Below are 21,934 nucleotides of genomic sequence, written 5' to 3'. Positions count from 1 at the left end.
CATGATCCTTCCGGCGCTGTTCTTCTATCTGTTTGCCGCGGCTTGCGTGGCCTCGGCGGTCATGGTGATTGTCTCGCGCAATCCCGTGCACTCCGTGCTGTTCCTGATCCTGGCCTTCGTCAACGCGGCCGGGCTGTTCGTCCTGATGGGCGCCGAGTTCCTCGGTATGATGCTGATCGTGGTCTATGTCGGCGCCGTCGCGGTGCTGTTCCTGTTCGTGATCATGATGCTCGACGTCGACTTCGTCGAGCTGCGCGAGGGCTTCATCCAGTATCTGCCGATCGGCATCGTGATCGGCGGCATCTTCATGTTCGAGCTGCTGCTCGTGGTCGGCGCCTGGGTGATCAACCCGGCCGTGACCAAGACGATCACCGCGGCGATCCCGACCAATGTCAGCAACACCGAGGCGCTCGGCCTCGTGCTCTATACGAAGTACATCCATTACTTCCAGCTCGCCGGCATGGTGCTGCTGGTCGCGATGATCGGCGCCATCGTGCTGACGCTGCGTCACAAGGCCAAGGTCAAGCGGCAGAACATCAACGTGCAGAACGCGCGCACGCCCGAGATGGCGATGGCGATGCGCAAGGTGGCGTCGGGGCAGGGCCTGCAAGATGCCGACGCGGCGGAGTGGGTGAAATGACGATCGGGCTCGGACACTATCTCGCGGTCGCCGCGATCCTGTTCACGCTCGGGATCCTCGGCATCTTCCTCAACCGCAAGAACATCATCGTCATCCTGATGTCGATCGAGCTGATCCTGCTGTCGGTCAACATCAACCTGGTGGCGTTCTCGACCTTCCTCGGCGACATCGTCGGCCAGGTGTTCGCGCTCTTGGTGCTGACAGTGGCCGCAGCCGAGGCTGCGATCGGGCTCGCCGTGCTGGTGGTGTATTTCCGCAACCGCGGTTCGATCGCGGTTGAAGACGTCAATCTGATGAAGGGCTAGGCGCAGTTATGGTTCAGGCAATCGTATTCCTGCCTCTGCTGGGCGCCATCCTCGCAGGCATTATCTCGCTGGTCGGTGCCCACGCGCGCTGCCCCGGCGGCGATACCGTCGACCATCACGACGATGCGCATGGCGACGCCCATGCCTCCGCCGCCCATGACGATCACGGTCATGACGACCATGGCCATGACGATCACCATGTCTCCGAGCCGGCGGCCGCCGGCTCGCGCCTCGCCGAGCTGATCACCACGGGTCTCTTGTTCGTGTCGGCGGCGCTGTCCTGGTTCGCGTTGGTCGATGTCGGTTTTATGCACCATGACGCGCGCGTCGTGCTGCTGCCCTGGATCACCTCGGGCGACCTGCAGGTGGCCTGGACGCTGCGGGTCGACACCCTGACCGCCGTGATGCTGGTCGTGGTCAACACGGTGTCGGCGCTCGTCCACCTCTACTCCATCGGCTACATGGACGAGGATCCGAACCGGCCGCGCTTCTTCGGCTATCTCAGCTTGTTCACCTTCGCGATGCTGATGCTGGTGACGTCAGACAACCTCGTGCAGCTGTTCTTCGGCTGGGAGGGCGTCGGCCTCGCGAGCTACCTCCTGATCGGCTTCTGGTACCAGAAACCGTCTGCCAACGCCGCGGCGATCAAGGCCTTCGTGGTCAACCGCGTCGGCGACTTCGGTTTCGCGCTCGGCATCTTCGCGATCTTCGCGCTGGTCGGCTCGACCGATTTCGAGACCATCTTTCACGCCGCGCCCGGGCTGACCGGCAAGACCATCAACTTCTTCGGCTGGCAGGTCGACGCGCTGACCTTGACCTGCCTGTTGCTGTTCATGGGCGCGATGGGCAAGTCGGCCCAGTTCCTGCTGCACACCTGGTTGCCGGACGCGATGGAAGGTCCGACCCCGGTGTCAGCGCTGATCCACGCCGCGACCATGGTCACCGCCGGGGTGTTCATGGTGGCGCGGCTGTCGCCGCTGTTCGAGCTGTCGCCGACTGCGCAGGCGGTGGTGATGTTCTTCGGCGCGACCACGGCGTTCTTCGCTGCCACGATCGGCCTCGTGCAGAACGACATCAAGCGCATCGTCGCGTATTCGACTTGTTCGCAGCTCGGCTACATGTTCGTGGCGATGGGAGCGGGGGCCTATTCGGTCGGCATGTTCCACCTGTTCACGCACGCCTTCTTCAAGGCGCTGCTGTTCTTAGGCTCCGGCTCGGTGATCTACGCGATGCACCACGAGCAGGACATCCGCAACATGGGCGGGCTGTGGCGCAAGATTCCGTACACTTTCGCGGTGATGTGCATCGGCACCCTGGCGCTGACTGGCTTCCCGCTGTTCGCCGGCTACTTCTCCAAGGACGCGATCATCGAGGCGGCCTATGCGGCGCATAATCCGTTCGCGACCTACGCCTATCTCTTGACCATCGTGGCCGCCGGCCTGACCTCGTTCTACTCCTGGCGTCTGATCTTCAAGACGTTCTTCGGCGAGCCGCACGACCAGAAGCACTACGAGGCGGCGCATGAGAGCCCGGTGTGGATGCTGGTGCCGATCGGCGTGCTCGCCGCCGGCTCGATCCTGGCCGGCCTGCCGTTCAAGGAGCTGTTCGTCGGCCATCACGGCGTGGAAGAGTTCTTCCGCGAGTCCGTGAAGATGAACCCGCACATCCTCGAGGACATGGAGCATATGCCGGGCTGGCTTGCGCCGCTGCCCACCGTGATGATGGCGCTCGGCCTGTTCATCTCGTATCTGTTCTACATCCGCAGGCCGTACCTGCCTGTCGAGCTCGCGCAGCAGCAGCCGATGCTGTACCAGTTCCTGCTCAACAAATGGTACTTCGACGAGCTGTACGACTGGATCTTCGTGCGGCCGGCGAAGTGGCTCGGCTACACTCTGTGGAAGAAGGGCGACGGCTTCATCATCGACGGCTTAGGTCCCGACGGCGTCTCGGCCCGCGTGCTCGACGTCACCCGCAACGTCGTGAAATTGCAGACCGGCTACCTCTATCACTACGCATTCGCGATGCTGATCGGGGCCGCCGGATTGATCACCTGGTTCATGTTCGGCTTGGGAGGCCAGTAAATGACAACCTGGCCCATTCTTTCGGTCACGACCTTCCTGCCGGCGGTCGGTGCGATTCTGGTCTATCTGCTGGCGCGGGGCGGTGACGAGACCGCGAGCCGCACGGCGCGCTGGATCGCGCTGTGGACCACGCTGATCACCTTCGCGATTTCGCTGATCCTCGTGGCGCGCTTCGATCCGGCCTCGACCGACTTCCAGTTCGTCGAGAAGGCATCCTGGCTCGCCACCGGCATCACCTATCACATGGGCGTCGACGGCATCTCGCTGCCGCTGATCATCCTGACCACCGCGATCATGCCGCTCTGCATCATCGCGAGCTGGAAGTCGGTGACGCAGCGCGTCGGCGAATACATGATGGCGTTCCTGATCCTGGAAACGCTGATGGTCGGCACCTTCTCGGCGCTCGACCTCGTGCTGTTCTACCTGTTCTTCGAGGGCGGCCTGATCCCGATGTTCCTGATCATCGGCGTCTGGGGCGGCCCGCGCCGGGTCTACGCGTCGTTCAAGTTCTTCCTCTACACCTTCCTCGGCTCGGTCCTGATGCTGCTCGCCATCATGGCGCTGTACTGGAACGCCGGCACCACCGACATCCCGACCCTGATGCACACCGCGGTGCCGCGGTCGATGCAGACCTGGGCGTGGCTGGCCTTCTTCGCCTCGTTCGCGGTGAAGATGCCGATGTGGCCGGTGCACACCTGGCTGCCCGATGCGCACGTCGAGGCGCCGACGGCGGGCTCGGTGATCCTGGCCGCGATCCTGCTGAAGATGGGCGGCTACGGCTTCTTGCGCTTCTCGCTGCCGATGTTCCCGCTGGCCTCGCACGACTTCGCGCCGTTCGTGTTCGTGCTGTCCGTCATCGCCATCATCTACACCTCGCTGGTGGCGATGATGCAGGAGGACATGAAGAAGCTGATCGCATATTCGTCCGTCGCGCATATGGGCTTCGTCACCATGGGCATCTTCGCGGTGACGACGCAGGGCGTCGCCGGCGGCATGTTCCAGATGGTCTCGCACGGCATCGTCTCCGGCGCGCTGTTCCTCTGCGTCGGCGTGGTCTACGACCGCATGCACACCCGCGAGATCGCGGCCTATGGCGGCCTCGTCAACCGGATGCCGCTCTACGCGCTGACCTTCATGGTCTTCACCATGGCCAATGTCGGTCTGCCGGGCACGAGCGGATTCGTCGGCGAGTTCATGACGCTGCTCGGAACCTTCAAGATCTCGCTGCCGACCGCGTTCTTCGCCACCACCGGCGTGATCCTGTCGGCCTGCTACGCGCTCTGGCTCTACCGCAAGGTGGTGTTCGGCGCGCTGGTCAAGCCGTCGCTGATGTCGATCAAGGATCTCACCTTCCGCGAATGCGTGACGCTGTTCCCGCTGATCGCGCTGACCATCCTGTTCGGCGTCTACCCGAAGCCGGTGCTCGACATGTCGGCCGCCTCAGTGCAGCAGCTCGTCAACAATTACCAAACCGCCGTGACTGCCGTGAAGGCAGCCGCGCTGACCGTCCAGTAAGGCCCTCGTCATGAGCTTTTCCAGTGCAGGTTATCAGTTGCAGCCGGTGCTGCCGGAGCTGGTGCTCGCGGTCGGCGCCATGGTGCTGTTGATGATCGGAGCCTATCGCGGGCAGGGGACGACGCGGCTCGTCACGGCGCTGGCGATCTGTCTCCTGGTGCTGACTGGCGTGCTGGAGCTCTGGCTGCCGGCCGGCAAGCTCGTGACCTTCGGCGGCAGCTTCATCGTCGACGACTTCGCCCGCTTCCTGAAGGTCCTCGCGCTGATCGCCTCGGCGGCAACCCTGATCCTGTCGACCGAATACCTGTCCCAGCCGTCGAGCCGCAACTTCGAGTTCTCGATCCTGGTGCTGCTGTCGACGCTCGGCATGATGGTGCTGATCTCGGCCGGCGATTTGATCTCGCTCTATCTCGGCCTCGAGCTGATGAGCCTTGCGCTCTACGTCGTCGCCGCCAGCCAGCGCGACAACGCCAAGTCGAGCGAGGCGGGCCTGAAGTATTTCGTGCTCGGGGCGCTGTCGTCGGGCATGCTGCTCTACGGCGCCTCGCTGATCTACGGCTTCACCGGTACCGTCAGCTTCGCCGGCATCGCCGCGGCGGCAACCACCGGCAGCATCGGCATCGTGTTCGGCCTGGTGTTCCTGCTCGCCGGCCTCTGCTTCAAGGTCTCGGCGGTGCCGTTCCACATGTGGACGCCGGACGTCTATGAGGGCGCGCCGACGCCGGTGACCGCGTTCTTCGCGTCCGCTCCGAAGGTCGCGGCCCTCGCGGTGTTCACCCGCGCGACACTGACCGCGTTCCCGGGCATCGTCACCCAGTGGCAGCAGATCCTGGTATTCGTGGCGATCGCCTCGATGGCGCTGGGCTCGTTCGCGGCGATCGGCCAGACCAACATCAAACGCCTGATGGCCTATTCCTCGATCGGCCATATGGGCTTTGCGCTGGTCGGCCTCGCCTCCGGCACGGTCGAGGGCGCGCAGGGCGTCCTGATCTACATCGCGATCTATGTCGCGATGACGCTCGGCTCGTTCAGCATCATCCTGGCGATGAAGCGGAACGGCCAGGCACTGGAGCAGATCAGCGATTTCGCCGGCCTGTCCCGCACCAACCCGCTGCTCGCCTTCATCTTCGCGATGCTGCTGTTCTCGCTGGCCGGCGTGCCGCCGCTCGCCGGGTTCTTCGGCAAGTGGTACGTGTTCGTCGCCGCGATCAAGGCCAATCTGTTCACGCTCGCCGTGATCGGCGTGCTGACCAGCGTGGTGGGCGCGTTCTACTATCTGTCGATCGTCAAGGTGATGTATTTCGACCAGCCGCTCGGCAAGCTCGACCCGGTCCGCGTCGAGCTGCGCACCGTGCTGGCGGTCGCAGGCATCTTCAACATCTTCTTCTTCGCCTATCCGGGTCCGCTGGTGAGCGTGGCCACGGCGGCGGCCAAATCACTATTTTGACGCCTGCGGTTCCGAAATCGGGATGCTGGCTTTCGGAACCAATCATGCGCATAACGCTGACATGACCTTCACGCTCGGGCCCCGGGCCATAGCGGCGGGCTACCGGCTCGCCGCCTTCGATCAGATCGGCTCGACCAATGCCGAGGCGATGCTGCGCGCCCGCGACGGCGAGCAGGGGCCGATGTGGTTCGTGACGCCGGAACAGACCGCGGGCCGCGGGCGGCGGCAGCGGGTCTGGGTCGCGCCGCGCGGCAATCTCGCCAGCACGATCCTCGAGGTGACGGACGTCCAGCCGGCAGTCGCCGCCACCCTCGGCTTTGCCGCCGGGCTGTCGCTCGAAGCCGCGCTGCGGAAGGTCAGCATCGAGGCGGCGCTGCGGCTCGGGCCGGACAGCCCGAAGTTCACCCTGAAATGGCCGAACGACGTGCTGGCCAACGGCAAGAAGCTCTCGGGCATCCTGCTGGAGGCCGAGGCCATCGGGAGCCGGCTGGCGGTCGTGGTCGGCATCGGCACCAATGTCGTCGCAGCACCCGAGGGGACGCCGACGCCGGCCGTATCGCTCGCGGCGCTCGGCATCCAGATCGGGGCGGAGGAGCTGTTTGCCGCGCTGTCGGACGCCTGGGTCGAGTTTCGCGGCATCTGGGACGACGGCCGCGGCTTCCCCGGGATCCGCAGGCTCTGGCTGGAGCGCGCGGCCGGGCTCGGCGAGAAGGTCGCGGTCCAGACCGGATCGGCGACCCTTGAGGGCACGTTCGACACCATCGATGATACCGGCTGCCTGATCGTCCGCACCGCTGATGGCGAGCGCCTGCCCGTGACGGCGGGCGAGGTCTATTTCGGCTCCGCAGCCTCGGTGAGGGCGAACTGATGGCGCGTCCCGACGAGCTCACCTTTGCGCCGCTCGGCGGCGTCGGCGAGATCGGCATGAACCTGTCGATCTACGGCCTCGGCAACCGCCACCAGCGCTCCTTCCTCGCGGTTGATCTCGGCGTCTCCTTTGGCGACGAGGAGCATCTGCCGGGCATCGACCTGATCATGCCCGATGTCCGCTTCCTCGAGAAGGAGCGCAACAACCTGGTGGGCCTCGTGCTGACGCACGCCCATGAGGATCATTTCGGCGCCATCATCGATCTCTGGCCGAAGCTCGGCTGCAAGATCTACGCGACGCAATTCAGCGCGGCGCTGTTCGAGGCCAAATGCGCCGCCGAGCGCAACCCACCAAAAATCCCGGTCACGGTGATCCCGTCGGGCGGGCGGGTCGATATCGGCCCGTTCAATGTCGAGTTCATCCCCGTCGCGCATTCGATTCCGGAATCGCACGCGCTGGCGATCAAGACCGATGTCGGCACCGTGCTGCATACCGGCGACTGGAAGATCGATCCGACCCCGATCATCGGCCAGCCGACCGACGAGCGGCGGCTGCGCGAGCTCGGCGATGAAGGCGTGCTGGCGCTGGTCGGCGATTCCACCAATGCGGTGCGCGACGGGCGCTCGCCGTCGGAGACCGAGGTCGCCGCCACCATCAAGAAGCTGGTCAAGGCGGCCAAGGGCCGGGTCGCGGTGACGACCTTCGCCTCCAATGTCGCCCGGGTGCGGGCGGTGGCGGACGCCGCGAACGCCGCCGACCGCGAGGTGGTCGTGGTCGGCCGCGCCATGGAGCGCGTGGTGCAGGTGGCGCGCGAATGCGGCTATCTCGACGGCTCGCATAAATTCCGCAGCGCCGACTATTACGGCCATTTCCCGGCCGACAAGGTGCTGGCGCTGTGCACCGGCAGCCAGGGCGAGCCGCGCGCGGCGCTGGCGCGGATCGCCAATGACGACCATCCGCAGGTCACCCTGAACAAGGGCGACACCGTGATCTTCTCCTCCCGCACCATTCCCGGCAACGAGAAGGCGGTCGGCTCGATCATCAACAACCTGGTCATGCAGGGCGTCGAGATCATCACCGACCGCGAGCATCTGGTGCACGTCTCCGGCCACCCGCGTCGCGACGAGTTGCGCGACATGATCTCCTGGGTGCGGCCGCAGCTCTTGATCCCCGTCCATGGCGAGGCGCTGCATCTGGCCGAACACGCCAAGCTGGCGCGCGCCGCCGGCGTGCCCAAGGTCTTGACCTGCCGCAACGGCGACCTCGTCAAGCTCGGGCCCGGTGAGCCCGGCATCGTCGGCGAGGTGCCGGCGGGCCGGCTCTACAAGGACGGAACCATCCTTGAGGACTCGAAGTCGCGCGCCGTGGTGGAGCGGCGGCGGATGGGCTTTGCCGGCTGCGCCTTCGTCGCCATCGCCATGACCGCGCAGGGCGAGCTCGTCGACGACCCCGAGGTTGATCTGGTCGGCATGCCGGAGAACAATGCGGCAGGCGAACTGCTCGACGACATCGTGTTCGATGTGGTGGTATCGACGATCGAGGGCCTGCCGAAGCCGCGGCGGCGCGATCCGGACGCGCTGGGGGAATCGGTGCGGCGCGCGGTGCGGGCGGTGCTGAACGAGCAATGGGGCAAGAAGCCGATCTGCGTCGTGCACGTTCTGACGGTTTGAGCCTAAGCATGATCCGGAAAAGTGCGAAGCGGTTTTCCGAAAAGATCATGCTCAACTAAAGGGAGAGAGAGATGCTGGGCCGGCTCAATCACGTCGCGATCGCGGTCAAGGACGCCAAGCAGGCCGCGAAGATCTACGGCACTGCCTTCAATGCCGAGATTTCCGATGCGGTGCCGCTGCCGGAGCACGGCGTCATCACCGTGTTCGTGACGCTGCCGAACACCAAGATCGAGTTCATCGAGCCGCTGGGCGATGCCTCGCCGATCGCGAAATTCGTCGAGCGCAATGCCGACGGCGGCATCCACCATGTCTGCTACGACGTGCCCGACATCATCGCCGCCCGTGACCGCATGATCGCCGAGGGCGCGCGGGTGCTCGGCGACGGCCAGCCGAAGATCGGCGCGCATGGCAAGCCGGTGCTGTTCTTCCACCCGAAGGACTTTTCCGGCGCGTTGGTCGAGATCGAACAGGCCTGAGGCCATATGGCGTACCAGATCTCCACAGGGCTAGCGATCTACTTCGTGCTTTGGTGGCTCGTGCTGTTCCTGACGCTGCCGTTTGGCATACGCAGCCAGCATGAGGACGGCGTCGGCGCGCCCGGCACCGATCCCGGCGCGCCGATCCTGGCGCGGATGGGCCGCAAGCTGTTGTGGACCACGCTGATCTCGGCCGTGATCTTCGCGATCGCGATGTGGGCCTATCATTCCGGCTATCTCTCGATCGAGCGGCTGTCGAAACTGATGGGGATGCCGTTCTGATACGCAGTTTTCGTTGGATCAGAAGTAGCCCGCATGAGCGAAGCGACATGCGGGATCACTTTCCCGGGTATCGCTTCGCTCACCCGGGCTACGTACCGATGGGGATGCTGTTTTAGAAACTGACGCCAATGGAGCGGGGATCAACCTCGCCCTGGCAATGCGGAGGAGGCGACCACGATGAACCTGCAGGCCCAGCCGGGCTCCGGGCAGAGCCAGTATCGAATCCTGCGGGAAGCGGACCTGCGGGACTATCTCGCGAACATTCCTTCCATAGTCGCGCAGCTCGGCGGCGCGCCGGCGGACTGGTCGATCAGCGAGGTCGGCGACGGCAACCTCAACCTCGTCTTCATCGTCAAGGGCGGAAGCGGCGGCCTCGCGGTCAAGCAGGCGCTGCCCTATGTGCGCCTCGTCGGCGAGAGCTGGCCGCTGCCGCTGTCGCGGGCGCACTACGAGCACATGGCGCTGGTGCATCAGGCGCGGCTGGCGCCGATGCTCGTGCCGGCGGTGCTGCATCATGATGCGCCGCTCGCGCTCACGGCGATGGAGCTGCTCGAGCCGCACATCATCATGCGCAAGGGCCTGATCGAGGCCACGCGGTACCCGCGCTTTGTCGAGGATATTTCGACCTTCCTGGCGCAGACGCTGTTCTTCACGTCCGACCTTGCGTTGTCGGCCGCGGAGAAGAAGCAAGGGATCGCCGATTTCGCCGGCAACCATGCGCTCTGCAAGATCACCGAGGACCTGATCTTCACCGATCCCTACCGCACCGCCGAGCAGAACCGCTGGACCGCGCCGTATCTCGACGCCACGGCCGCTGCATTCCGCGAGGATCTCGACCTGCATGTCGCGATCAGCAGGCTGAAGCTGAAATTCATGGCGAGCCCGGAAGCGCTGCTGCATGGCGACCTGCACACCGGCTCGATCATGGTCACCGAGAGCGAAACCAAGGTGATCGATCCCGAATTCGCCTTCTACGGCCCGATGGGCTTCGACATCGGCGCGGTGATCGGCAATCTGCTGATGGCCTATCTCGCCTCCGCCGGCCACGAGCGCGCGCCGGGCGACCGTGCCTCGTTCGAGGCATGGCTGCTGGAGACCATCGAGGGCGTCTGGGCCGGGTTCTCGCGCAAATTTCTCGCGCTGTGGCGCAGCGAGGCGAAGGGCGACGGTTATCCGTCGTCGCTGTTCACGGGCGAAGCTGGCACCGCGCGGCTGGAGGCCGAACGGCAGGCCTACATGGCGCGATTGTTCCAGGACACCGTCGGCTTCGCCGCGGCCAAGACCGTCCGGCGCATCCTTGGTCTCGCGCACAACATCGATTTCGAGTGGATCGCGGATGAGAAGCAGCGCGCGATCTGCGAGGCGCGGGCCCTCAAGCTCGCCCGCAACATGATGCTGGAGGCCGCATCCTTCACGACGATCGGCGCAGTCACCTACGCCGCGCGCGAGCTGCGCCACTGGCAGCCGGATTTTGCCAGGTAGCGGGGGTGGAGATATTCGTGTTTTCCGAATTTTATCTTGACGTGGACCCCAACTCAGATGTTTAATCCCTCCGTCTCGCCCGACACGAGGGGCGCTTCGCGGTCGTCACGAACGTGGGTCGAGATGCGGTGGACGCCGATTGCGCAGTTGACGAACGCGCATGAGGCGGACGGTGAAGTCGTGTGGTCCTGACGTCCTAGCGGCAGGTGTCTTTTCCGATTGCGCGGTGCGCGTTGCGAAGACGGTGACAAGCAAGCCCAGTCTCGCCGGGGAGAGCACGAAATAAGCCGTAGCCCATCGCGCAGGGAAAGCCGGGTTGTTTCCGGTTACACCTGTGGTCCTACCCCCGTGCTTTCTACCTTTTGCACGGGGCCCATGGGTGCGATCGGCACCCGGCTTTCCCTGCGCCCTCTGCTTTCAGAAGGTGAAACGAACAGCAAAGCTCGGGCAATTCATGTCGCGAGAACACCGAAGTATGACTCACGAACCGAGCCACACATTCGCTGTCGTCCCTGCCTAGTGCGCAATTGCGCACGGGAGCAGGGACCCATAACCACAGATGGTCATTGTTGTGCGATCGCGGAACGACGAGTCCGGTTCACCACATCCGCCGCGGAGTATGGGTCCCTGCTTTCGCAGGGACGACGAATGGAGAGAACGCGTGCCAACGATCGCGGCCCCGTCATCCTGAGGTGCGAGCCCTTGCGAGCCTCGAAGGATGCACGGCCCCACTCCGGCCGATCCATCCTTCGAGGCTCGCCCAGCGGCGCAATTGCGCCGCAAGGCTCGCACCTCAGGATGACGGACCTAACATGTCACTCCGCCGCTTGCTCCCGCAGCCGCTGCGCGTAGACGTTGATGATCAGCGCCGCGAGCAGGATCAACCCGCGGATCAGGATCTTGAGGAAGCTGTCGATATTGATGTGGTCGAGGCCGTTGTTGAGCACGCCGAGCACGAACAGGCCGACGATGGTGTTGCCGATGCCGCCGCGGCCGCCGAACAGGCTGGTGCCGCCGACCACCACGGCCGCGATCGAATCCAAGAGATAGGTATCGAATTCGTTCTGCTGGGCGCTGCCGAAATGGGCGACGCCGAGCATGCCGCCGATCCCGGAGCAGACCGCCGAGATCACCATCACGCTGCCGAGGATGAGCTTGACGTTCAGCCCGGCGAATTCGGCGGCCTCGCGGTTGCCGCCGACCATGTAGACGTAGCGGCCGAACCGCGTATAGGTCAGCACCAGATGGCCGCCGAGCAGCATCACCGCGGCGACGATCACGATCCAGGGGATGCCGCCGATCGATCCGGAGCCCAGCGTCGTGATCAGGTCCGGCACCTTGTAGGCGATCTGGCCGCGCACCAGCAGCGCCGAGACGCCGGCCGCAATCTGCATCATGGCCAGCGTCATGATGAAGGAGGGGATGCCGATCATGGTCAGCCCCAGCGCGTTGACGAGGCCGAGCAGTGCGCACAGCGCCAACGCCAGCAGGATCGCGACGATGCCCGGCATCGGGACATTGGCGATGTTGACGTAGGATTCCTGCAGCGTGAAGTACGCCACGGCAATGCCGGTGACGTTGGCGATGCTGGCGATCGACAGGTCGATCTCGGCGCACAGGATCACGAAGGTGAGGCCGACGGCGATGATGCCGGTGACCGAGACTTGCGTGAGGATGTTGCCGACATTGTCGATGGTGGCAAACGACGGGCTCGCGATCGCGAAGAAGGCGCTGAGGAAGATCAGCGTCAGGAACGGCGCGATGTTGCGCATCTGCGAGCGCAGGAAGGGCGCCAGCCCGCGCGACCGCCGGTGATCCGCTCGCGCCGTCGCGCCGTCACTGCTTGCCATCATGTCTCTCCATCAAGCGCGATGAGGTGGTCATCGCGCTTTCTCTGTTTGTTTGAGCATGATCTCATCGGAAAACCGCTTCGCAATTTTCCGGATCATGCTCTAGGCGGCCTCCAGCAGCCGGTCCTTGCTGACCGCTTCGCCCGCGAATTCGCGCACCACCGCGCCGCGCTTCAGCACCAGGATCCGGTCTGCGAGCGACAGCACCGTCTCCGGCTCGGTCGACAGCACGATGATCGCCAGTCCCCTGGCGCGGAGATCGCGCACGATGTTGATCACGTCGTTCTTGGCGCCGACATCCATGCCGCGGGTCGGCTCGCACAGCACCAGGACGCGCGGCGGATAGGCGAGCCATTTCGCCAGCGCCACCTTCTGCTGATTGCCGCCGGACAGCATGCCGAGATCGAGGCCGACCACTGGCGGCCGGATCTGCAATTGCTCGACCTGGCGCTGGGCGATCGCGCGCTCGCGCACCGGCTTGAGCAGCAGCGCCGAGATCCGCTCGAGGATGCTGATCGAGATGTTCTTGTAGACGGGCTCCTGGTGGAACAGCATGGCGCGGCGGCTTTCAGGTACCAGCGCAACGCCGGCCCGCCGGGCGGCTGCGGTGCTGCGGAAGGTCTTGGCGGCGCCGTCGACCACCAGCGTTCCGCCGTCGGGCCGGAGCTTGCCGAACAGGATGCGCGACAGCTCCAACTGCCCGCAGCCCATGAAGCCGTAGATGCCGAGCACTTCCCCGGAGCGGGCCTCGAACGTGACGTCCTGCAGGCTGCGGCGGAGCGAGAGCTGATCGACCTTCAGCACCGCCGCGCCGCCGCCCGGTTGCGGGAGCATGAGGTCGTCGGTGTAGCTGTGCTCCAGCGCCTCGCCGCCGCGGCCGATCATGGCCTCGATCAGCGCGCCCTTGGTGGTGTCCGCGGACGCCGTCTCGGCGATCTTCCGTCCGTTGCGGAACACCGTCACCACGTCGGAGACCCGCAAAATGTCCTCGATGAAATGCGAGATGAAGACGATGCTGGTGCCTTGGTCGCGCAGCTTGTGGAGCGTCGCAAAGAGGCGTTCCACCTCGGGTGGGGAGAGGGCGGAGGTCGGCTCGTCCAGGATGATGATGCGTGCGCCGGAAAACAGCACGCGGGCGATCTCGATCAGCTGCTGCAGGCCGATCGGCAAATCGCCGAGCCGCGTCATCGGGTCGACGTCGATGCCAAACCGTGCCAGCTGCTCGCCGGCCTCGCGCGCCATCCGCCGCCACTGCACGAAGCCGAGGCGGTTGGTGAGCTGGTTGCCGAGGAACACGTTCTCGGCGACCGTGAGATCAGGCGCGACGCTGAGCTCCTGATGCACCATGCCGATGCCGGCGGCGTGTGCGTCGCGGGTGGAGCGGAAGCGGGTCTCCTTGCCGTCCAGCATGAAGCGGCCGGAGAACTCGGGGTGCACGCCGGCGATGATCTTCATCAGCGTGCTCTTGCCGGCGCCGTTCTCGCCGACGAGACCGTGGATCTCGCCGGCGTGCAGCGCGAAGTCGACCCCACGAAGGGCTTCGACGCCGCCGAAGGCCTTCGTGATCTGGTGCAATTCGAGGATCGCCGAGCGTCCCTGCGTCATGAGGCCCGCTCAGATCAGGAAGTGATCCTCCATCCATTGCATGCCGGCGGCGTTGGCCTTGGTCACGACGGGACCGTCGGTCACGACGTTCTTCGGAATGCCCTGGCCGCTCTTCTCGCCGCCGACCACGGCGGCGACACCCGCGACGATCGCGCCGCCATGGATGCGGCAGGACGGATTGCGGACGGTCGCGAACATGCGGCCTTCGCTGACCGCCTGGATCGCCGGCGGCATGGCGTCGACGCCGCCGATCAGGATGTTGGTGCGGTTGCGCGCCTTCATGATGTTGTAGGCGGCGAGCGCCATGTCGTCATTGTGGAAGAAGGCGGCGTCGATCTGCGAGTATTTGGTCAGATAGGTTTCCCAGAGCCGAGCGGTCTTGGAGACGTCCCAGTCGGCGGGCTGGGTGTCCAGCACCTCGATGTTCGGAAACTGCTTGATGACCGAGTTGAAGCCCTTGGCGCGGCCCTGCGCGCCGGTGTGGCCGAGCGCGCCCTGGGTCATGATGACCTTGCCCTTGCCGCCGATCGCGTTGCACAGCGCCTGGGTCACCGAGGCGCCCATGAACTCGTTGTCGGGCGCGAGGAACGAGTGGACGTTAATTTGATCGAGAGGAGCAATAAGCGTGTCCATGTCGATCACGGGAGTGCCGGCGTCGATCATCTTCTGCACCGGCTGGGTCAGCGTGCCGATGCCGAACGCCTGGATCGCGACGAAGTCCCATTTCTGCGACGCCATGTTGTCGATCGCGGCGCGCTGCTTGACGGCATCGAGCTGGCCGTCGAACCAGGTCACCTCGACGTTGAACAGCTTGCCCCAGAATTCGGCGGCCTGCTTGCCCTGTGCGCACCACGTCGCCTGCAGTCCGGCGTTGGAGAACGCCGCCTTCAGCGGCTTTTCCGAGCGTCCCATTTCGGCGGCGAGCGCGGACGTCGTCATGCCCATTCCGCCGAACAGGCCGGCCGCAGCTCCACCCGCCGCCGCCATCTGCAAAAGGTCGCGCCGCGTCGTCGACGCCTTGTCCATCCCCTTGTCGGTCCCTGGCATTGCTTGCTCCCTCTTCGTTTTTCTGACCGTCGGCGTCAGTTGCACGCGCCGCGGATAAAACGAGTGTGTCACAATCGGAACGATGACGCTACGGCCTCTCGTCCACGAGATGTTTCTGCTGCAGCACGATGGCTTCGATGTCGCCGAGCAGCTTGTGCCACGCAGCATCGATCTCCGCAGTCCATTGCTCGCCGAGAATGTCGCGCAGCGCATCGGCGATCACCGCGAAGAATGCCACGAACAGTTCGCGCGGCGTGCCGTAGGCGTCGTGCGAGAACACTTCCGACTCGATCAGGCGAAAATGTCCGCGGCGCTCGCCCGCGAAATCGAGGATGGCTTCGATCGTCAGCTGCAGCATCGAGCCTTTCACAGGCTCGCTGCCTTCGGTGCGAAACATCGCCTGCGTCTCGGGATGTTCGTGAAACAGGCGGCGATAGACCAATGGTGTCAAATCATCGCAACGCGCGGCTGCGAGTTCAAAGCTGCGTTCGATCGGATTCAATGATGGAGTCATAGCGGATTGCGATCATCACATAAAAAAAGAGCAGGGCTGAAAGCCCTGCTCCAAAAATTGTGTCGACCCTATTTGCCCCAAAAATTCGATTTGATCTTGATTGATGGGGTGACGCTGCTTGTGCGCGTCGGGCTCCTCCCGAGACTTGGACCACCAGGACACACCTCGCGGCTGGCCTGAGCCCGAATTGGTAGACTATCTTTCCAGGCTTGTCATCATTTTCGGCAACGATTGTTCAATTTTCGAGCAATTTGCGAAATGATTGGGATGGCGCCACTGGCGGTTGTGACGGGAGATGTAAAACACGTGGCAGGGTAAGGGGATACGACTGATTTCGGGGCCGCCGTGACACAAGTGCCACGCTCGGCTATTTCCGTCGGCTGGAAGAAACGGGGCGCGTCGGCGATCTCGACTTCCGGCGCTCATGGTGGTTAGTTCCGTCCCGGATGGTTTTGCGATGCGCCGGCGGCTGAAGAATTTTCTGCCCATCGTCCTGGTTGCCCTGCTGGTGCAGATTCTTGCGCCGATCGGGGCCTGCTGGGCGGCGAGCCTTGCCGCGTCCGATCCGCTCGCGGCCGCCACCATCTGCCACGGCGATGCCGGCTCCGGAGCCGGGCAGGGTGACCAGACCAGTCACGACGCCCATGACGGCTGCTGCTCGGCCTGCAGCGTGCTGCAGACAGGTGCGCCGGTTGATAGCCCGCAAGTTGCGGCCCAGGCCGTCGAACGCCTGCCGAGCCGCATCGCCTGGCTTGATTTCGCCTCCGAGCTCGATCGTTCGCGCGCCGGCCTCTCGGCGCAAGCCCGCGCGCCGCCGCTGTTTTCCTGACGACCTTGTCGCTGCCGGTGCGTCCCGCGCCGGCAAGTGCCCTTGAGCAAGCCGGCCGGAGCGCCGGTGTCAGGATTCATCCATGTTTCGCTATCATCCGCTGGAAGCGGCAAGCGTGCTCGCGCTGGGCGCGACGCTTTGCGCATTGCCGTCCGCTGCCGAAGCCCAGGCACCCAGCACGGAGCTACCCTCCGTCACCGTCGAGGCGCCCCGGACGGCGGTGCGCGCCAAACCGGCGGCGGCGAAGCCGCGCGTTCGTGCGGCGTCCGTCCGGCGGCCACCGAAGCCGGCGGCAGGGCCGGCCGCGACGGCGGCCCCGGCGGGCGGCGCGAGGCCGGGGGAGACGCTTGCCGCGACTCGCGACGGTTTGAACCGGGCGCCCACAGGCCAGACGCAGACGACCATCGACCGCAGCCAGTTCGACAACCGACCGGCGTTCTCCGTCGCCGATGTGCTGCGGGACAGTCCGGGCATCTCGATCAAGCAGGGCAACGGCCCGCGTGATTTCGGCATCTCGATCCGCGGGTCGAATGCGCGGAACGGCTTCGGCATCCGCAACCTCGTCATCTTCGACGATGGTTTCCCGGTGACCCAGCCGGACGGCCTATCGCGCAGCGACCTGATCGATCCGCGTGCCTATGGCGCGATCGACGTGGTCCGCGGGCCATCCTCGGCGCTCTACGGCAACTACGCGACCGGCGGCGCGCTGAATTTCCGGACCCGGCCGGGCGGCACGATCGACGGCGTCGAGTATGGCGTCGACGGCGGCAGCTTCGGTTACCTCAACAATTATCTCGCCGCTGGCAAGAAGGTCGGCAATTTCGAGGGCTCGCTGTTCGCGAGCGATGCGCGCGGCGACGGCTACATCGGCAACAGCTGGTTCAACACCCAGACCGTCAATTTCCTCGGCACGCTGCAGGTCACGCCGGACGACCGCTTCACGGTGAAGCTGATCAACAACGACCTGACGACGCGCCTGCCGATCCGCTCTTCGCTGAACCAGTTCTACCAGAACCCGTTCCAGCAGGGTTGCACGACCGGCGCGACGGCCGCGCCGGGATGCGCCACCGTGACGTTGTTCAACAACGGCTTCAACGCGGCGGCAGGAACCGACAGGGAGACCGCGGTTCAGGCCGGCCTCGGGCGCGACGACCGCCGTACCATCGTCGGAGGCCGTTGGGAGCACGACTTCGACAACCAGACCACCTGGCGCAACCAGTTCGTCTTCGACGATCGCAACATCAACCAGCCGACTGGATCGACGAGCGCGATCGGCGACTTCCCGTCCTACAACTACATGAGCGACGTCGTCAGACGCGGCGATATCTTCGGGCTGGATTCGACGACCTATTTCGGCGGCTTCTACAATACGCTCACCGCGTCGAGCGACACGCGCAATGTGATGCCGGGCGGAAACGCGACGCTCGGAAGCCTGTCCAGCAATTTGCTCAGCACGACGACGAATTACGGTGTTCGTGCACGGGAGGAATTGAGGCTCACGTCTGCGCTGACGGCCGTTGCCGGCATTGGCTGGGAGGCCACCAGTCTGACGGGCCGAAACACCGCCTACAGCTACGCCGGCGCGGCCGGAACCACCACCACGGCGATCACGACGGCGGACCGGCAATTCCAGAATACCGCGCCCGAGCTCGCATTGCTCTACCGGCTGAGCAGCGAGTGGCAATTCCGCGGGCGGGTGGCAACAGGATATGGTACGCCGCAGGTCGGCAATTTGTTCGTCCTGCCGAGCGGCGCCTCGGGCAATAACACCCAGCTGCGGACGCAGAAGAATCTCGGCTACGACGTCGGCGCCGACTGGACACCGAACAACGCGCTCAAGCTCAGCGTCACCGGGTTCTACGAGTTCTTCAAGGACGAGCTCGTTTCCCAGGCCACGCCACTTGCGGGCATCTCCTACACGTTCAACGCGCCGCGATCGGAGCATCGCGGCGTCGAACTGGCCGCCGACTGGAAATTCCTGCCGGGCTGGCGGTTCTCGGCGGCCTACACCTATCTCGACGAGGTCTACACCGAATACGTCGAGAACATCACGAACGGCGCGGTGTTCAGCTTCAATCGCGCCGGCAACAAGATCCCCGGCATCTCACCCAACGAGCTCACGGCGCGGCTAGGCTACGACCAGTTGTCGGGTCCGTTGCAGGGACTTGGCGGGTTCGTCGAAGTCCAGTGGAAGGACAGCTTCTACATGGACAACGCCAACCTCTTGAAGGCGCCGGGCTATGAGCTGGTCAACCTCAACCTGCACTACAAGACTGATCTCGTCTCCGATTACTTCAAGGCGCTGAACCTGTACATCGAGGTGAGGAACGTCTTCGACCGGACCTACGTGGCGTCGGCGAACAACATCTCAAATTCGGTGACCGCGGCCGGCATTCAAAATCCCGCGAGCGTACTGGCGAACTCGACCAACTCGATCTATGCCGGATCGCCGCGCGCCTTCGTGGCGGGCATGAAGATTGCGTTCAAATGAGGAGCGCATCGATGACCTATCGCAAACCGGTCGCCCTGACGTTGCTTGCGTCGCTCGTGCTCGCGGCCTTGCCGAGCCTTGCCGTCGCACAGATGAGCCATCAGCACGCCTCTGAAGCTGCCTGCGAAGAGGCGGCCCTGCGCTGCGCGACCAAGGTCACGCCCGCCTTTGGGCGGGATGGGACATTGTGGCTGGTGTGGATGGCCGGAGGCCAGATCTCCGTCGCGAGCTCAAAAGACCAAGGCAAGAGCTTTTCCACACCGGTGCAGGTCACCCGGGAGCGGCTCAATCTCGATTGGGGACCGGATGCGCGGCCGAAGCTTGCGATCGATGCCAAGGGCAACATCGCTGTGGCCTTCTCGATCTTCCGCGATCAGAATTTCAACGGTCAGGTGCTGACCACGCGATCGACCGATGGCGGGCGCAGCTTCGATGCGCCGAAGCCGATCACCGCGAGCAATGAGAGCCAACGGTTCGAGGCGATCGGTTTCGATCCTGCGGGGGCGGTGTTTGCCGCGTGGCTCGACAAGCGCAACCGCGTGCCGGCGCAGCAGCGCGGCCAGAAATATGACGGCGCCGGATTGTTTTTCGCGTCATCGGGAGATGGCGGAGCAACCTATTCCGACGCGCGGCTCGTCGCCGACAACACCTGCGAATGCTGCCGCCTCGCTTTGGCGTTCGACGGCGCGGGCCATCCGGTGGTCGTATTCCGGAACATCTTTGAGGGCGGCGTGCGCGACCATGCGATCGTGACGTTCTCCGATCTGGCCACGCCCGGCGAGATACATCGGGTGAGCCGTGACGACTGGCAGATATCGGCCTGTCCGCATCACGGTCCGAGCCTGACCATATCGCCCGAAGGAACCTACCATGTGACGTGGTACACCAACGGCAAGGCGCGCAAGGGATTGTTCTATGCGCGATCGCGCGACGGCGGCAAAACCTTCTCCGATCCGCTTCCGGTTGGTCAGCCAAACCGCAGCCCATCCCGGCCGCAGATTATCGCGGGGCCGCAGGGGCTTGTCATGGCCTGGAAGGAATTCGACGGGCAGAAGACGACAGTCGACCTCATGACATCGCACGACGATGGAGCGACATGGTCGAAGCCAACGGTGATTTCGGACACCGCCGACAGTTCCGACCATCCGCTGCTCGTCTCGGACAGCCGGCAGACCTATCTGTCGTGGATGACGAAGGCCGACGGCTACCATTTTCAAGCGATCGAGGGCGAACCATGAAGCGTCATCTGCTCGCTGCGCTGATCCTGTTCGCAACGCTGCCGACCGCATTGGCGGCGGGAGAGGGGGCGCCAAAGCCGTTCGAACGCGGCAGCTGGCAAAAGCTGCTGCATGCGCATGCCGGTCATCCGACCCTGGTGCACTTCTGGGGAGTAACCTGCGGACCATGCAAGGTCGAGCTGCCGCAGCTTGGCAAGTTCATGAAGGATCATCCCGGAATCGATGTCGTCACGATCAGCGCGGATCTGGTTCCCAACCTACCGGAGGCGACGCGATCGATGCTGGATCGCGCCGGCCTCGGCGCGGCCGAAAACTGGATCTTCGACGACGGCTTTGCCGAGCGGTTGAGATTTGAGATCGATCCGGCCTGGCAAGGCGATATCCCGCGAACCATGCTGATTGCGCGGGATGGAACGATCACGACGATCGAAGGATCGGCCGAAATTGCCGATCTGGACAAATGGTCCAGCGCCCAGTCGGCAGCTGCTCGATGACACTTGAATTTCAACTTGAAAGGAAATCCGTCACCATGAAGACGCTCCCCCGCATCCTTGCCCTCGCAGCGCTGACCGCTGCACTCGTGTCGACGTCCGCACGCGCCGAGGACGTCAAGGCCGGCGACCTCGTGATCACGCAGGCCTGGACGCGCGCAACGCCGAACGGCGCCAAGATCGGCGGCGGCTACCTGACGATCGAGAACAAGGGAACGACGCCCGACCGGCTGGTGTCAGGCTCCGGCGATGTTGCCGGCAAGATCGAAGTCCACGAGATGTCGATGGACAATGGCGTGATGAAGATGCGAGCGCTCGACAAGGGCCTCTCCATCGAGCCCGGCAAGACCGTGAAGCTCGCGCCGGGCGGCTATCATCTGATGATGTTCGACCTGAAGAACCCGCTGAAGCAGGGCGACAAGGTACCGGTCACGCTCGAATTCGAAAAGGCCGGCAAGGTCTCGGTCTCGCTTGACGTGCAGGCCGTCGGCGCGCAGGCGCCGGGCGGCGGCGATCGTTCCGGCCATGGCGAGCATTCCGGTCACATGGACATGAAGAAGATGTGAGGGAGCCATGCGATCACAGACGCTCCTCATTGCCACGGCGGCGCTGCTCGCAGCGCAGCCGGCGATCGCGCATATCACGCTCGAAGGAAAGCAGGCGGCGGTCGGATCGTACTACAAGGCGGTGTTCGCCGTGCCGCATGGCTGCGCGGGCTCGGCGACGATCAAGATCCGGGTGCAGATTCCGGAGGGCGTGATCGGAGTAAAGCCGATGCCGAAGGCGGGTTGGACTCTCGATACGGTCACCGGCAAATACGCCGCCCAATACGACTATCACGGCGCCAAGCTTTCCGAGGGCGTCAGGGAAGTCGCCTGGAGCGGTGGCAAGCTTTCGGACCAGAACTACGACGAGTTCGTGATGCAGACGTTTCTCACCGATACCTTGAAGCCCAACACCACGTTGTACTTTCCGGTCGTGCAGGAGTGCGAGCAGGGCGTCAGCCGCTGGATCGATATCCCGGCCGACGGGCAGGGCGGCGGGCACGACCATGGCAGCAAGACACCGGCTCCCGGCGTCAAGCTGCTGCCGAAGTCGTAAGC

20 protein-coding genes are annotated in these 21,934 nt (G+C 64.5%); 16 read left to right on the top strand and 4 right to left on the bottom strand.

Going from position 1 to position 21,934, the window contains the following annotated elements; translation table 11 throughout:
* Position 1 precedes the first annotated feature (1 nt).
* The 10 genes from IF803_RS06025 (at position 2) to mtnK (ending at position 10,766) form a co-directional block, all read left to right on the top strand.
* Positions 2–640: an NADH-quinone oxidoreductase subunit J gene (locus tag IF803_RS06025; RefSeq protein WP_461191585.1), complete on the top strand. Its 639-nt coding sequence runs from the start codon at positions 2–4 to the stop codon at positions 638–640.
* Positions 637–945: an NADH-quinone oxidoreductase subunit NuoK gene (nuoK, locus tag IF803_RS06020; protein ID WP_016841823.1), complete on the top strand. Its 309-nt coding sequence runs from the start codon at positions 637–639 to the stop codon at positions 943–945. The genes IF803_RS06025 and nuoK overlap by 4 nt, the downstream gene beginning before the upstream one ends.
* Before the next feature lie 8 nt (positions 946–953).
* Complete coding sequence (nuoL, locus tag IF803_RS06015; protein WP_461191584.1) at positions 954–3,026, top strand: NADH-quinone oxidoreductase subunit L; 2,073 nt, start codon at positions 954–956, stop codon at positions 3,024–3,026.
* Positions 3,027–4,541 carry an NADH-quinone oxidoreductase subunit M gene (locus IF803_RS06010; RefSeq protein ID WP_016841819.1) on the top strand — a complete coding sequence of 505 codons (1,515 nt, stop codon included), beginning with the start codon at positions 3,027–3,029 and terminating at the stop codon, positions 4,539–4,541.
* Between the two features lie 10 nt (positions 4,542–4,551).
* Positions 4,552–5,988, top strand: coding sequence for an NADH-quinone oxidoreductase subunit NuoN (gene nuoN / locus IF803_RS06005; protein ID WP_028340123.1), 1,437 nt, complete (start codon positions 4,552–4,554; stop codon positions 5,986–5,988).
* A gap of 61 nt (positions 5,989–6,049) precedes the next feature.
* Positions 6,050–6,856, top strand: a complete 807-nt coding sequence (locus IF803_RS06000) for a biotin--[acetyl-CoA-carboxylase] ligase (protein ID WP_461191665.1) — start codon at positions 6,050–6,052, stop codon at positions 6,854–6,856.
* A complete protein-coding gene (locus tag IF803_RS05995) occupies positions 6,856–8,526 on the top strand; it encodes a ribonuclease J (RefSeq protein ID WP_453945995.1) in 1,671 nt (556 codons plus the stop codon). Before IF803_RS06000 ends, IF803_RS05995 begins: the two co-directional genes overlap by 1 nt.
* A 71-nt stretch (positions 8,527–8,597) precedes the next feature.
* Positions 8,598–9,002: a methylmalonyl-CoA epimerase gene (gene mce / locus IF803_RS05990; protein ID WP_024583489.1), complete on the top strand. Its 405-nt coding sequence runs from the start codon at positions 8,598–8,600 to the stop codon at positions 9,000–9,002.
* A 6-nt stretch (positions 9,003–9,008) separates the two neighbouring features.
* Positions 9,009–9,284, top strand: coding sequence for a DUF1467 family protein (locus IF803_RS05985; protein WP_028340120.1), 276 nt, complete (start codon positions 9,009–9,011; stop codon positions 9,282–9,284).
* A 177-nt stretch (positions 9,285–9,461) separates the two neighbouring features.
* Positions 9,462–10,766 (top strand): S-methyl-5-thioribose kinase, encoded by a 1,305-nt coding sequence (gene mtnK / locus IF803_RS05980; RefSeq protein ID WP_461191583.1) that lies wholly within the window; start codon positions 9,462–9,464, stop codon positions 10,764–10,766.
* Between the two features lie 815 nt (positions 10,767–11,581).
* On the opposite strand, the gene IF803_RS05975 is transcribed toward mtnK, so the two are convergent.
* The 4 genes from IF803_RS05975 to IF803_RS05960 form a co-directional block, all read right to left on the bottom strand.
* Positions 11,582–12,616 carry an ABC transporter permease gene (locus tag IF803_RS05975; RefSeq protein ID WP_028339635.1) on the bottom strand — a complete coding sequence of 345 codons (1,035 nt, stop codon included), beginning with the start codon at positions 12,614–12,616 and terminating at the stop codon, positions 11,582–11,584.
* Positions 12,617–12,718: 102 nt separating this feature from the next.
* Positions 12,719–14,221, bottom strand: a complete 1,503-nt coding sequence (locus IF803_RS05970; protein WP_028339636.1) for a sugar ABC transporter ATP-binding protein — start codon at positions 14,219–14,221, stop codon at positions 12,719–12,721.
* Positions 14,222–14,230: 9 nt separating this feature from the next.
* Positions 14,231–15,268 carry a sugar ABC transporter substrate-binding protein gene (locus IF803_RS05965; protein ID WP_016848453.1) on the bottom strand — a complete coding sequence of 346 codons (1,038 nt, stop codon included), beginning with the start codon at positions 15,266–15,268 and terminating at the stop codon, positions 14,231–14,233.
* Positions 15,269–15,356: 88 nt separating this feature from the next.
* Complete coding sequence (locus tag IF803_RS05960; RefSeq protein WP_304495545.1) at positions 15,357–15,782, bottom strand: globin; 426 nt, start codon at positions 15,780–15,782, stop codon at positions 15,357–15,359.
* 457 nt (positions 15,783–16,239) lie between these two features.
* On the opposite strand from IF803_RS05960, the gene IF803_RS05955 reads away from it, so the two are divergent.
* The 6 genes from IF803_RS05955 to IF803_RS05930 all read left to right on the top strand — a co-directional run bounded on the left by IF803_RS05955 (position 16,240) and on the right by IF803_RS05930 (position 21,932).
* On the top strand, positions 16,240–16,611 hold the full coding sequence (locus IF803_RS05955) for a DUF2946 domain-containing protein (RefSeq protein WP_028339639.1): 372 nt from the start codon (positions 16,240–16,242) through the stop codon (positions 16,609–16,611).
* An 82-nt stretch (positions 16,612–16,693) separates the two neighbouring features.
* Complete coding sequence (locus IF803_RS05950) at positions 16,694–19,102, top strand: TonB-dependent receptor family protein (RefSeq protein ID WP_411784225.1); 2,409 nt, start codon at positions 16,694–16,696, stop codon at positions 19,100–19,102.
* 11 nt (positions 19,103–19,113) lie between these two features.
* A complete protein-coding gene (locus tag IF803_RS05945; RefSeq protein ID WP_461191582.1) occupies positions 19,114–20,340 on the top strand; it encodes a sialidase family protein in 1,227 nt (408 codons plus the stop codon).
* Positions 20,337–20,834: a TlpA family protein disulfide reductase gene (locus IF803_RS05940; RefSeq protein WP_028339642.1), complete on the top strand. Its 498-nt coding sequence runs from the start codon at positions 20,337–20,339 to the stop codon at positions 20,832–20,834. Before IF803_RS05945 ends, IF803_RS05940 begins: the two co-directional genes overlap by 4 nt.
* A gap of 35 nt (positions 20,835–20,869) precedes the next feature.
* Entirely contained in the window at positions 20,870–21,397 is a 528-nt protein-coding gene (locus tag IF803_RS05935) for a copper chaperone PCu(A)C (RefSeq protein ID WP_028339643.1), read from the top strand.
* A gap of 7 nt (positions 21,398–21,404) precedes the next feature.
* Positions 21,405–21,932 (top strand): YcnI family copper-binding membrane protein, encoded by a 528-nt coding sequence (locus IF803_RS05930; RefSeq protein ID WP_028339644.1) that lies wholly within the window; start codon positions 21,405–21,407, stop codon positions 21,930–21,932.
* Positions 21,933–21,934 lie beyond the last annotated feature (2 nt).

The sequence above is a fragment of the Bradyrhizobium sp. UFLA06-06 genome, from assembly GCF_054820065.1.
The sequence above is the reverse complement of the archived record's forward strand: the minus strand, read 5'-3'. Positions and strand labels throughout refer to the sequence as shown.